A 12,444-nucleotide genomic window follows, 5' to 3' on the forward strand; every position below is an offset into this window, starting at 1 on the left:
TTTCATTCCATGGCACAGCCGCCGTCCGGTATGTCAGCGCCGGTTGAGGACATTCACTGGCCATCGCTGATTGCCGCCATCGCCGCCATAACGGCCGTTGGCATCGCGATCGGCCTTGGCCTGCCGCTGCTCAGCATCATCATGGAAAAGCGTGGCATCTCCTCGACGCTGATCGGTCTCAATTCGGCGATGGCAGGCATTGCCTCGATGGCGGCGGCGGCGGTGACCGCAAAGATCGCCCACCGCTTCGGCGTCGCGACAACCATGCTCTGGGCGATCCTCTTTGCCGCATTGAGCGCGCTCGGCTTCTATTATATCGAGAATTTCTGGCTCTGGTTTCCGCTGCGCGTCGTCTTCCACGGCGCCATCACGCTTCTGTTCGTGCTCTCGGAATTCTGGATCAACGCCACGGCGCCGCCCAGCCGCCGCGGCCTCGTTCTTGGCATCTACGGCACCGTGCTGTCGCTCGGCTTTGCCGCCGGGCCGCTGCTTTTTTCCCTGCTCGGCAGCGACGGTATCCTGCCGTTCGCCTTCGGCGCCGGCGTCATCCTGCTGGCTGCGGTGCCGATCTTCCTTGCCCGCAACGAAAATCCGGTGCTCGACGAGAAGCCGGAACTGCATTTCATGCGTTATATCTTCCTGGTGCCGACGGCCACCGCCGCCGTCTTCGTGTTCGGCGCGGTCGAATCAGGCGGCCTCTCGCTGTTTCCGATCTACGGCACCCGCAGCGGCTTTTCCGAATCGCAGGCCGCCCTGCTTCTCACCGTCATGGGCATCGGCAATGTGATCTTCCAGATACCGCTCGGCATGCTCTCCGACAGGATAGCCGACAGGCGCAATCTTCTGGCCCTGATGACGGTGATCGGGCTTGTCGGCGCGCTCTGCCTGCCGCTTCTGCAGGGGCAATGGATGCTGATGGCGATCATCCTGCTGTTCTGGGGCGGATGCGTGTCGGGGCTCTATACGGTGGGCCTCAGCCATCTTGGCTCGCGCCTGACAGGCGCCGACCTCGCCGCCGCCAATGCCGCTTTCATCTTCTGTTATGCGGTGGGAACGGTGGCCGGTCCGCAAACGATCGGCGCGGCCATGGATATCGCCGGCAACGACGGTTTTGCCTGGGCGATTGCCGGTTTCTTTGGGCTTTATGTGCTGCTTTCCGTGGTCAGGATCGTTTTCAACCCAAAACGGACTTGACTTTTCGGGCGCGATTTGTAGTTTCGCGCCAAGTTTGCCGGGACCCGCTACGGATGTCTGCGGCTTTGTTTTTATAAAGGCAGGACGACCATGGCGAAAGCTGCAAAAATCAAGATCAAGCTTCTGTCGACGGCCGACACGGGTTTCTTCTACGTAACCTCCAAGAACAGCCGCACCAAGACGGACAAGATGTCCATGACCAAGTACGATCCGGTCGTACGCAAGCATGTCGAATTCAAGGAAACCAAGATCAAGTAAGATCGGGTTCTTCCGGAATAGGAAGGCGCCGGCGCAAGCCAGGCGCCTTTTTTGTTGCGTCTATGCCGGCGCCTGCCGCATCACTCGTCTGTCCCTCGTCCCGCTTCCGGAATCAAAAACGCCGCCTCATGGAGGCGGCGTTGATGGGCGTCGGCTGACCGCAGCCACGGCACGAGGAACCGTTATTGGCTACGAGTCAGCCGACAAACCCCACGACCCAGGAGATGCGGCGGACCTGAACATCATGGGGTAATCGATCCCGGTGGGAGTTCATCTCTCCCCTGCTGCAGAGAATTGTCCGAAAACGAAAAAAAATCAATGAATTCTTAACCAAGCGCAAAGAGAACATGAGGCATGGTTAATTTAACCATCACCTTATGTACGAGGCGCGCCGGACTTCTTGCCTTGTGAAAGGGTCGCGAGATTGCCGAACCCGGCTGCCGGACGTTGCGGACGAATAGCCGCCCCCTAGCATTCCAAGACATTCCTGAAACATAACTATTTGAAATATAATTATTTTTTAAATTTGACGTTGCCGCGCTGGAACGACTTTGCACGCGGGGCCGGCCGGATCGAACGCTCATTGCCGCTGAAAAGCGATCCCGCAGGCTCAATGCCCGGCGAATAACCGAAAAATCGGATTCCTGGCGCAAGGTTCCTGATTTTCTGTGGAAAAACCACCTTACAGAGGATGGATTGCCCCGGAATGGCTCAAGCGGCAGCAGCAACCACCTGGTTCCTGCCGTTGTTCTTGGCCTGGTAAAGCGCCGTATCGGCGCGCTTCAGCAGGGCTTCCGGCGTATCTCCCGCGGGATTGAGCGTGGCGATGCCCAGAGATGCGGTGATCGACAGCGATGTTTCCGAATTCGGCAATGCGAACGGCCTGCCCTCGACGATGGTGCGTAGCCGTTCGGCAATGGCGGCGGCCGCATCGGCCGGCGTGTCGGGCATGACCACGACGAACTCCTCGCCGCCGAACCGACATGCAAGGTCGGCGCCGCGTACGGTGGCGCGGACACGGTGGGCGAATTCGCGCAGAACCTCGTCGCCGGCATCATGGCCATGGGCGTCGTTGACGCTCTTGAAGCGATCGATATCGGTGATGCAGATCGACAGCGTGCGGCCCCGCGCTACAGCGCGATCGATCAGGAGCTTCAGATGGTTGTCGAGGTAGCGGCGATTATGGAGCCCGGTCAGGCCATCGGTGACCGCCAGTTCGATCGTCTGCCTGACGCTGGCACGCAGCCGGTCGTTGCAATGCTTGCGGCGAATCTGCGTCAGGCTGCGCGCCACCAGTTCGTTGGGATCGACCGGCCGCATCAGATAATCGGTGACGCCCAGGTCCAGCGCCCGCACGACCATCTCGTCATGCCCCTGCTCGGCGATCAGCAGGACCGGAATATAGCGCGTGCGCTCCAGCGAACGCAGTTGCGAGCAGAGCCGCAGCGGATCATATTCGTCGAAATTGGAATTGACGATCACCAGGTCGAAGCTGTTTTCGGCCGCCTCGAAAAGGGCTGCCTGCGGGTCGGACATCGCCACGACATTTGCAACGGGTTTCAGCGCCCGGCTGATACGCTCCTGCGAACTGCCGCGGCCATCGACGAGCAGGACGTGGCCGAACTCGTCCGGCCGGTCGGCGGCGGCCAGATCCTGCAGGCCGACGCTTTGGGCGGTCTCGGCGCGCAGGCGCAGCTCGTCGCTGACATTTTTCAGCCGTACCAGGCTCTTGACGCGCGACATCAGCTGCAGGTCGTTGACCGGCTTGGTGAGGAAATCGTCGGCGCCGGCCTTCAGGCCCCTTACCCGGTCGGAGGGCTGGTCGAGGGCCGTGACCATGACGACGGGAATATGGGCGGTGCGGGGGTTCGCCTTCAGCCGTTCGCAGACTTCGAAACCATCCAGGCCCGGCATCATGATGTCGAGCAATATGAGATCAAGCGGCTGCTTCTCGCAAATAGCGAGCGCTTCGTAACCGTCTGCAGCGGTGAGAACGTCGAAATACTCGGCCACCAGCCGGGCTTCCAGCAGTTTCACATTGGCCGGTATGTCATCGACGACAAGGATACGCGCGGTCATGCAATCTTTCCTGCCCAGTGAGCGCTTGAGATAACCCCACTCAGCGCGAATTATTTAGCGGAGCTGCCCGTTGGGGCGCTCCCGGCAACCTCATGCGTCGCCCAGATAGGTCTTGATCGTCTCGATAAATTTCGGCACCGAGATCGGTTTGGAGACATAGGCTTCGCAACCCCCCTGTCGGATCCGCTCCTCGTCGCCCTTCATCGCAAAGGCCGTAACGGCGATGACCGGGATAACATGGAGCTCGTCGTCCTCTTTCAGCCACTTGGTCACTTCCAGCCCGGAAACCTCCGGCAACTGGATGTCCATGAGAATCAGGTCCGGGCGATGTTTACGCGCAAGATCAAGGGCTTCCATGCCGTTGCGGGTCTGGATGGTCGTGTATCCGGATGCTTCGATCAGGTCACGAAAGAGCTTCATGTTCAGCTCGTTGTCTTCAACAATCATCACCTGCTTGGGCATTTTGGTCCCTTGTTTTGCCGTTCCGGCTTGCAAGCCCGGCGCATCCTTATAAGTTGCGCGCAATGGACATCACCTGTTCCCGGAAGCTTGACCTTAGAGCTATTTGGTTGAAAAACAGGTAATATTGCGCGAAAAAATTGCCTGAATGCCAGAAGGACGAATGCACGTGACACCGGCCGAGGAAACCGCAATCGCCATTCTTGCATGGCTGGCAAACGAGCCGGAACTGCTCGGCCGCTTCCTGGCGCTGACCGGCACCGATCCCGCCTCGTTGCGGCATGCAGCGGCCGATCCGGGGTTTCTTGCCGGCGTCGTCGATTTCCTGATGGGCCATGAGCCAACCCTCCTCTCCTTCTGCGAGGCGACCGGCACGCCGCCCGAACAGGTGGTGCGGACGCATGCGGTTCTGTCAGGTCCCGACAATTCCGGCGACTTCTGAGGCAGAGAACATGGTTCGATTTCGCTGTCGGCAAGAGCGTGGATATCGTCCGGCCTCCCTTGAGTGTCGGCAGCATAGAGCGTAACGTAAAAATGTTCAACTTTTGTTCCGGTCCATGCATACAGACACGCCGCGCCTTCCGGGTTTCTGCCGAGACTGCCTGACCGGCCAGCCGGACGGCATACGCCGATGCCGGGCCTGTGGCAGTCCGCGCCTGCTTTATCATTCCGAACTCCATGAGCTGACACTCGCCCATATCGACTGCGATGCCTTCTACGCGTCCGTCGAGAAGCGCGACAATCCGGAACTGGCCGACAAGCCGGTGATCATCGGCGGCGGCAAGCGCGGCGTCGTCTCCACCGCCTGCTACATCGCCCGCATTCACGGCGTGCGCTCGGCCATGCCGATGTTCAAGGCGCTCGAAGCCTGCCCGCAGGCGGTCGTCATCAAGCCGGATATGGAGAAATATGTAAGGGTCGGCCGTGAGGTGCGCAGCCTGATGCAGGAACTGACGCCGCTGGTGCAGCCGCTGTCGATCGACGAGGCCTTTCTGGAACTGAAAGGCACGGAGCGCCTGCACCATGATCCCCCTGCCCGCACTTTGGCCAAATTCGCCCGCCGGGTCGAACAGGAGGTCGGCATCACCGTTTCGGTCGGTCTTTCCTACTGCAAGTTCCTGGCCAAGATCGCCTCGGACCTGCAGAAGCCGCGCGGCTTTTCCGTCATCGGCGCGGCCGAGGCGCTGGATTTCCTGAAGGACCGATCGGTCACCCTCATCTGGGGCGTCGGCAAGGCCTTTGCAGCGACGCTGGAGCGCGACGGCATCCGCACCATAGGCCAACTCCAGACAATGGAGGAAACCGACCTGATGAAGCGTTACGGCACCATGGGCCAGCGCCTCTACCGTCTGTCGCGTGGCCAGGACGAGCGCAGGGTCGAGATCGACCGCGAAGCCAAGAGCGTCACTTCGGAAACCACCTTCAACGACGACCTCTGCGACTATGACGACCTCGTCACGCATCTGCGCCGATTGAGCGAACAGGTGGCGTACCGGCTGCGAAAGGCCGAGATCGCCGGGCAGACCGTTGTCCTGAAGCTGAAGACGGCCGACTTCAAGATCCGCACGCGCAACCGGCGGCTGGACAGCCCCACCCGCCTTGCCGACCGCATCTTCCGCACCGGCATGCAGCTTCTCGACAAGGAAGCGGACGGAACGAAATTCCGCCTGCTCGGCATCGGCGTCGCTGATCTTTCCGATCCCGATCTCGCCGATCCGCCCGACCTCGTCGATGCGCTGGCCGGACGCCGTGCCGCGGCCGAAGCGGCGATCAACGCGCTGCGCGACAAATTCGGCAAGGGGAGCGTCGAGACAGGCTATACATTCGGCAAGGGCCGGCGGAAATAACCGGGCCGCCTCGCCCTGCACCCTCTGTTCTTTCTGTTCCCTTGGAAACAGCAAAGCTTCCTTAAATCTCTCACGCTAGCCTTGTCTGCCACTCCTGCGTCCGGATGTCTGTCATGGTTTTGCGTCTTGCATTTGGTATCGGCCTTGTTTTCTCGCTCTCCGCCAGCACCGCGCTTGCGGGCGGCGACCGGGCGCCGCTGCAGATCGTCGTCTCCCGCGACCAGCAGTCGCTGGTGGTCTATGACGGCGATACGGTGATCGCGACGTCGAATGTCTCGACCGGCAAGCCCGGCCATTCGACGCCAACAGGCATTTTCTCGATCCTCGAAAAACGCCGCTTTCATGCATCCAACATCTATTCGAACGCGCCGATGCCCTTCATGCAACGGCTGACCTGGTCCGGCATCGCGCTGCATGCGTCGAACCATGTTCCGAACCATCCGGCCTCGCACGGCTGCGTGCGTCTGCCGGACGATTTTGCCAAGCAGCTTTTCAAGATGACCAGCCGTGGGCTGCACGTGCTGATTTCGGATCGCCAGCTGGTGCCGCAGGCGATTTCCGATCCATTCCTGTTCCAGCCGGCAATCGTCCAACCGGCGCTGCTGTCCGATGCGACATTGCGGCCGAGCGTGTCGCATCTCCCCGAAAAGCCGGTCGAAGTTGCGACGATCGCGCCGCAGCAGGTTGAAAAGCCGACTGTCGAGCCGGAGCAAAAGCCACCGATCCGGATATTGATCACCCGCCGCGATCAGCGCGACATCACCCGCGATGTCCAGGCGCTGCTCAACCAGATCGGTTATACCGCCGGCACCATAGACGGCTATGCCGGTGTGCAGACGCTGCAGGCGGTCCGTTCATTCCAGGCCGATGAAAAAATGGCGGTGAACGGCCTGTTGACGAGCGAATTCCTGGATGCGCTCTATCTCAAGGCCGGCAAGGGCAAGCCGCCGAATGGGCAGCTTTTCGTACGCCGCGATTTCGAGCCGCTGCTGGACATGCCGGTTACCATCGAAAACGCGGAAATCGCGCTTGGAACGCATTTCCTGCAGTTCCAGAATATCGATGCTGCGACCGGAAAGGGCGAATGGTTCGTCATGTCGCTCGACAACAGCCTGCCGGGGCCGATGAAGAAGCGGCTCGGCATTACCGTCGAGGAAGATGCGAGCGCCTTCAATGCGGCACGGCGCAGCATGGGCCGCATCATCCTTGCGCAGGAGGCGCGCCAGAAGATCGAGGAACTGCTGTCGGAAGGCTCTTCGCTCACCATTTCCGATCTCGGCCTTGGGCAGGAAACCGGCAAAGGCACGGATTTCGTGACGATCACCCGCACCCCGCCGAAATCCTGAATGTATAAAAGTCGTCGGCTATACGAGTTCGACGTCGATCACCCCCGGCGCTGTTCTCAGCGCCGCGGCGATCTCGGGAGAGATGCGGTATTTCTCGTTGAGTTCGACCTCGATCTCACGCTGGCCATTGTCCTTGATGACGATGAACGAGACCAGCCCATCGCCGCGCGTATTGAGATGGGTCGCGACGGACCGCAAGGGGCCGCTGTCGCGCACATAGACCCGAAGCGCCTTCTGCATTTGCAATGAACGCTCTTCCAGCGATTGCAGCGTCTGGATGCGCATGCCGATGCCCTCCGGCCGCTCCTCGGCCTGGACGGTCATCACCAGCGATTTTCCGGGCTCAAGCATGTCGCGGTACTGGTTGAGCGCCTCTGAAAACAGCACGGCTTCGAACTGGCCGGTCGAATCGGAAAAGGCGATGATGCCCATCTTGTTGCCGGTCCGGGTCTTTCTTTCCTGCTTGGAGGTCACCGTTCCAGCCAGTCGGCCGGCGGCGGCACCCTTCTTCACCGAGGCGGAAAAATCCGCGAAGGTCTGGACGCGGATCTTGGCCAAGAGGTCATTATAGGTATCGAGCGGATGGGCGGAGAGATAGAAGCCCAGGACCTGGAATTCGCGGTGCAATTTCTCGGACGCCAGCCAGGGCGAATAGGCCGGCAGGCTGATCTTTTCCGGGCCGGTGGCCGCGCCCGCGCCGAACATGTCGCTCTGGCCGCTCACCTTGTTGGCCTGGGCGATCTGGGCAAAGCCGAGAATGCGGTCGAGGCCGCCCACAAGCTCCGCCCGGTCATGGCCGAAGCAATCGAAGGCGCCGGCGCAGATCAGGCTTTCGAAGACGCGCCGGTTGAGCAGTTTCGGATCGATCCTGAGGCAGAAATCCTCAAGGCTGGCGAAGGGCTCGTCGCCGCGCATCTCGACAATGTGATCGACAGCCGCCTCGCCGACGCCCTTGATGGCCGAGAGTGAGTAATAGATGTGGTTCTCGCCGGTCTCGAAGCGGCGGAACGAGGTCTGCACCGAGGGCGGCACGACCGTGATGCCGAGCCGCATGGCATCCTGGCGGAAATCATTGATCTTGTCGGTGTTCGACATATCGAGCGTCATCGACGCGGCCAGGAACTCGACCGGGAAATGCGCCTTCAGGTAGGCGGTCTGGTAGGAGACGATGGCATAGGCGGCGGCGTGCGATTTGTTGAAGCCGTAGTTGGCGAACTTTGCCAGCAGTTCGAAAATGTTGATCGCCTGTGCCTTGGGCACATTGTTCTTGATGGCCCCATCGACAAAGCGTTCGCTTTGCTTGTCCATTTCCGCTTTGATCTTCTTGCCCATGGCGCGGCGCAGAAGATCGGCTTCGCCGAGCGAATAGCCGGACAGAACCTGGGCGATCTGCATCACCTGCTCCTGATAGACGATAACCCCTTGGGTTTCCTTCAGCAGGTGATCGATCATCGGATGGATCGACTCGATTTCCTCCTCGCCGTGCTTGCGGGCATTGTAGGTTGGAATATTCTCCATCGGGCCGGGGCGGTAGAGCGCCACCAGCGCGATGATATCCTCGATACAGTCCGGCCGCATGCCGATCAGCGCCTTGCGCATGCCGGCGCTTTCCACCTGGAACACGCCGACCGTGTCGCCCTTGGACAGCATCTCGTAGGTTTTCTGGTCGTCGAGCGGCAGCGCCTCCAATTTGACCTCGATATTGCGCTTGCGGATGAAATCGACGGCGACCTTGAGCACGGTCAGCGTCTTCAGCCCGAGGAAGTCGAACTTGACGAGGCCGGCCTGCTCCACCCATTTCATGTTGAACTGGGTGACCGGCATGTCCGAGCGCGGATCGCGGTACATGGGGACGAGCTGCGACAAAGGCCGATCGCCAATCACGATGCCGGCGGCATGGGTCGAGGCGTGGCGGTAGAGCCCTTCGATCTTCTGGGCGATATCGAGCAGGCGCCCGATCACCGGCTCCTTGTCCACTTCTTCCTGGAAGCGCGGCTCCTCCTCGATCGCCTTGGACAAGGGAGTGGGATTGGCCGGATTGTTGGGCACCATCTTGCAGATCTTGTCGACCTGGCCATAGGGCATTTCCAGCACGCGACCGACATCGCGCAGCGCGGCGCGCGCCTGCAGCGATCCGAAGGTGATGATCTGCGCCACCTGTTCGCGGCCATATTTGCGCTGGACGTAGCGGATCACCTCTTCGCGCCGGTCCTGGCAGAAGTCGATGTCGAAGTCGGGCATCGACACGCGGTCGGGATTGAGGAAGCGTTCGAACAGCAGGGAGAAGCGCAAGGGATCGACATCGGTGATGGTCAGCGCATAGGCGACCAGTGAGCCTGCACCCGAACCACGGCCGGGGCCTACCGGGATATCCTGAAGTTTTGCCCATTTGATGAAGTCGGCAACAATCAGGAAGTAGCCGGGGAACTTCATCTTCTCGATGACGCTGAGCTCGAAATCGAGCCGCTCGCGATAATCCGTCTCGGTGTAGCCGGGCGAAAGCCCGAGCTTCTGCATCCTGTCTTCAAGCCCTTCGACGGCCTGCCGGCGCAGTTCGATCTCCTCGGCGCGCTCGGCTTCCGCCGGGTCATCCGTGGCGCCGGTGAAACGCGGCAGGATCGGCGCGCGCGTCTTCAGGACGAAGGAACAGCGCCTGGCGATCTCGATCGTATTGTCGAGCGCTTCCGGCAGGTCGGCAAACAGCGCCGCCATGTCCTTGCGGCTTTTCAGGTAGTGATCGGGCGTCAGCCGGAAGCGGCTGTCGTCGGACACCATCGCATTGTGCGCCACAGCCATCAGCGCGTCATGCGCCTCGAACTCGGCCGGCGACGGGAAGAAGGGTTCGTTGGTGGCAACGATCGGCAGTTCGAGCCTGTAGGCGAGATCGACGATCCGGCCTTCATGGCGGCGGTCATATTTTCCATGGCGCTGGAGCTCGACATAGAGCCGATCGCCGAACAGCCCGGACAGCGTTTTCAGGCGCGCCTCGGCAAGCGCCGGATGACCGGACTTCAGCGCCATATCGACCGGGCCGCCGGATGCGCCGGTCAGGGCGATCAGCCCGTCCGTTCCGCCTTCGCTCAACCAGGACAGCGCGATGCGCACCGACTGGCTTCCCTCGCCGCCCAGATAGGCGCGGCTGACAAGCTCGACGAGCCGAACATAACCGGCATCCGTGGCGGCGATCAGCACGATGGCGGGAAGTTTCGCCAGATGCTGCGCATGACCGCGCCTGCCGTCCTCCGCCTCGTCTTCCATGTCGATCGACAACTGGCAGCCGATCAGCGGCTGAAGGCCGTCATCCATGCATTTCTGCGAAAATTCGAGCGCGGCAAAGAGATTGTTAGTGTCGGCAATGCCGATCGCCGGCTGCGCATCCGCCACCGCCTTGCCGATGATCTTCTTGATCGGCAAGGCACCTTCAAGCAGGGAAAAGGCCGAATGGACGCGAAGATGCACGAATTGCGGCGCGCTTGCGGCACCATTTTTCTGCTGCCTGTCGTTTACCGCATCCGTCATGGCGTACCCCGATTCCGTCTAGGTCCGAGGATATCCTTCTTCCGGCCGTCCATGTCCAGATTTCATCCGCCGGCGGGCGCCTTTTTCACGACCGGGTCGGATTGTCCACAGCCGTCACCGCCTGGCAGGCGGGTCCGGTCGCGGCATTACATTCCAAGAACGATGATGGAGAGGCTGGCGACGAACATGGAGATCGAGGCGAATGCGGCGAGGTCACGAATAAAGTCGGTCATTGCGGGGCTTCCTTTTCCGTTATGTTCCTTTCTTGTTCCATTTATGTTCACGTGTCAAGCAGCAATTGCAAATCTTCATCCGGGCCATGCTGGGTGGTAAATATCCGACCGCTCCCCCGGCGCGGACCCTCTGGACGCCGCTCAAGGGGCGGACTACTCTGCCGGCATTCCAGTTCAATCGAGGCAGAGATGAAGATGTTCCTGATTGTTGCGACGGCATTGATCGGTCTTTCGGCCGGTATGGCGCAGGCGGCAAAGGCCATCGGTGCCGACCGGATCATTTCTGCCGCAACGGGCGACTGGGACAAGGACGGCAATGCCGATCTTGCCCTCCTGGTCGCCGCGGACGAGAACAGCGGCGACGATCACTCGGTCTATATCTACCTGCATGACGACGAGGCCGGGCGCCTGACGTTGAAGACCGTCGCCGCCAATAAGGTCTGGGGGAATCTCGGCATTGCCGGTCAGCGCCCCTTCCTGACCGCACTTCCCAACGGCTCGCTCCTGATCACCTCGCACAATGAGTCCATCGGTCGCGACCGCTGGGAACAGAAGCTAACCGTCGCCTATCGCAACTCCGATTTCGTCGTCGCCGGCTACACCTACACCTCCTACGACACGCTCGATCCCGACAATCAGACGGATTGCGATTTCAACGTGATGACAGGCAAGGGGACGGCAAAGAGCAAGCCGGTTGCCGCCAAGGGCGAAACCGTGCTTTTACGGGACTGGTCGGACGATCGCGGCCAGACGGCCTGCGGCAATGGCTAGACGGGGCGACCATCGGCTGTGGTCGCCCGTTCTGCCTAGAGCACCTAGAGTTCGACGACCTTGCCGTCCTCGATGGTGACGCGGCGGTCCATGCGCGATGCGAGTTCGTAATTGTGGGTGGCGATCATCGCCGCAAGGCCGGACTGACGCACCAGCGCCTCCAGCGCCTCAAAAACATAGCCGGCCGTTTCCGGATCGAGATTTCCCGTCGGCTCGTCGGCAAGCAGGACCAGCGGCGCATTGGCCACTGCCCTTGCGATGGCGACGCGCTGCTGTTCGCCGCCCGACAGTTCCGAGGGGCGGTGTTCGGCGCGATGGCCGATGCGCATGTAATCGAGCAGCGCTGCGGCCCGTTCGCGCGCCTCGGCCTTGTTGAGGCCGGCGATCAGCTGCGGCATCATGATGTTCTCGATGGCGGTGAATTCCGGCAGGAGATGGTGGAACTGGTAGACGAAGCCGATCTCGTTGCGGCGGATCGCCGTGCGCTGCTCGTCGCCGAGCCCGCCGCAGGACTGGCCGTTGATCAGCACCTCGCCCGCATCCGGCCGCTCGAGCAGACCCGCGAGGTGCAGGAGCGTCGACTTGCCGGTGCCGGACGGCGCCACCAGCGCCACCGTCTGGCCGCCATGCAGCTTGAAGTCGGCCCCTTTCAGGATCGACAGGGTCTCATCGCCCTGGTTGTAGTGGCGTTCGACGCCGGAAAGCTGCAGTGCCACGCGCGCATTCATCGTGTCTGTA

General features: G+C 61.2%; 10 protein-coding genes. 6 read left to right on the plus strand and 4 right to left on the minus strand.

The window, feature by feature from the left end; all coding sequences use genetic code 11:
• Positions 1-9: 9 nt before the first annotated feature.
• Together ASD31_RS08230 and rpmG are read left to right on the plus strand one after the other, a co-directional pair.
• Positions 10-1,194 (plus strand): MFS transporter, encoded by a 1,185-nt coding sequence (locus ASD31_RS08230; RefSeq protein WP_056331775.1) that lies wholly within the window; start codon positions 10-12, stop codon positions 1,192-1,194.
• A gap of 90 nt (positions 1,195-1,284) precedes the next feature.
• Positions 1,285-1,452: a 50S ribosomal protein L33 gene (rpmG, locus tag ASD31_RS08235; RefSeq protein ID WP_056331777.1), complete on the plus strand. Its 168-nt coding sequence runs from the start codon at positions 1,285-1,287 to the stop codon at positions 1,450-1,452.
• Positions 1,453-2,163: 711 nt separating this feature from the next.
• Here rpmG and ASD31_RS08240 read toward each other — a convergent pair.
• Both ASD31_RS08240 and ASD31_RS08245 read right to left on the minus strand, forming a co-directional pair.
• Complete coding sequence (locus ASD31_RS08240) at positions 2,164-3,531, minus strand: PleD family two-component system response regulator (RefSeq protein WP_056331778.1); 1,368 nt, start codon at positions 3,529-3,531, stop codon at positions 2,164-2,166.
• Between the two features lie 90 nt (positions 3,532-3,621).
• A complete protein-coding gene (locus ASD31_RS08245; RefSeq protein ID WP_003547430.1) occupies positions 3,622-3,993 on the minus strand; it encodes a response regulator in 372 nt (123 codons plus the stop codon).
• Positions 3,994-4,153: 160 nt separating this feature from the next.
• On the opposite strand from ASD31_RS08245, the gene ASD31_RS08250 reads away from it, so the two are divergent.
• The 3 genes from ASD31_RS08250 (at position 4,154) to ASD31_RS08260 (ending at position 7,183) form a co-directional block, all read left to right on the plus strand.
• Positions 4,154-4,432, plus strand: coding sequence for a DUF3572 domain-containing protein (locus ASD31_RS08250; protein ID WP_056331780.1), 279 nt, complete (start codon positions 4,154-4,156; stop codon positions 4,430-4,432).
• A 115-nt stretch (positions 4,433-4,547) separates the two neighbouring features.
• A complete protein-coding gene (locus ASD31_RS08255; RefSeq protein ID WP_056333093.1) occupies positions 4,548-5,837 on the plus strand; it encodes a DNA polymerase IV in 1,290 nt (429 codons plus the stop codon).
• 119 nt (positions 5,838-5,956) lie between these two features.
• A complete protein-coding gene (locus ASD31_RS08260; protein ID WP_200952165.1) occupies positions 5,957-7,183 on the plus strand; it encodes a L,D-transpeptidase family protein in 1,227 nt (408 codons plus the stop codon).
• Positions 7,184-7,201: 18 nt separating this feature from the next.
• On the opposite strand, the gene dnaE is transcribed toward ASD31_RS08260, so the two are convergent.
• Positions 7,202-10,702, minus strand: a complete 3,501-nt coding sequence (gene dnaE / locus ASD31_RS08265) for a DNA polymerase III subunit alpha (protein WP_056331785.1) — start codon at positions 10,700-10,702, stop codon at positions 7,202-7,204.
• 428 nt (positions 10,703-11,130) lie between these two features.
• On the opposite strand from dnaE, the gene ASD31_RS08270 reads away from it, so the two are divergent.
• Positions 11,131-11,706, plus strand: a complete 576-nt coding sequence (locus ASD31_RS08270) for a hypothetical protein (RefSeq protein ID WP_082520522.1) — start codon at positions 11,131-11,133, stop codon at positions 11,704-11,706.
• A gap of 44 nt (positions 11,707-11,750) precedes the next feature.
• Here the strand turns inward: ASD31_RS08270 and ASD31_RS08275 are convergent, their stop codons facing one another.
• The gene (locus tag ASD31_RS08275; protein ID WP_056331788.1) at positions 11,751-12,434 is read right to left on the minus strand and encodes an ABC transporter ATP-binding protein; all 684 of its coding nucleotides are present in this window, start codon (positions 12,432-12,434) and stop codon (positions 11,751-11,753) included.
• Between the last annotated feature and the right edge of the window lie 10 nt (positions 12,435-12,444).

Source organism: Rhizobium sp. Root482, assembly GCF_001426565.1.
GTDB lineage: Bacteria > Pseudomonadota > Alphaproteobacteria > Rhizobiales > Rhizobiaceae > Pararhizobium.

Bases quoted from the DNA above. Each gene is read 5' to 3' on its own strand.
- dnaE (WP_056331785.1), bottom strand. From the start codon at position 10,702: ATGACGGATGCGGTAAACGACAGGCAGCAGAAAAATGGTGCCGCAAGC.
- ASD31_RS08255 (WP_056333093.1), top strand. From the start codon at position 4,548: ATGCATACAGACACGCCGCGCCTTCCGGGTTTCTGCCGAGACTGCCTG.
- ASD31_RS08230 (WP_056331775.1), top strand. From the start codon at position 10: ATGGCACAGCCGCCGTCCGGTATGTCAGCGCCGGTTGAGGACATTCAC.
- ASD31_RS08240 (WP_056331778.1), bottom strand. From the start codon at position 3,531: ATGACCGCGCGTATCCTTGTCGTCGATGACATACCGGCCAATGTGAAA.
- ASD31_RS08250 (WP_056331780.1), top strand. From the start codon at position 4,154: ATGCACGTGACACCGGCCGAGGAAACCGCAATCGCCATTCTTGCATGG.
- ASD31_RS08245 (WP_003547430.1), bottom strand. From the start codon at position 3,993: ATGCCCAAGCAGGTGATGATTGTTGAAGACAACGAGCTGAACATGAAG.
- ASD31_RS08275 (WP_056331788.1), bottom strand. From the start codon at position 12,434: ATGAATGCGCGCGTGGCACTGCAGCTTTCCGGCGTCGAACGCCACTAC.
- ASD31_RS08270 (WP_082520522.1), top strand. From the start codon at position 11,131: ATGTTCCTGATTGTTGCGACGGCATTGATCGGTCTTTCGGCCGGTATG.
- rpmG (WP_056331777.1), top strand. From the start codon at position 1,285: ATGGCGAAAGCTGCAAAAATCAAGATCAAGCTTCTGTCGACGGCCGAC.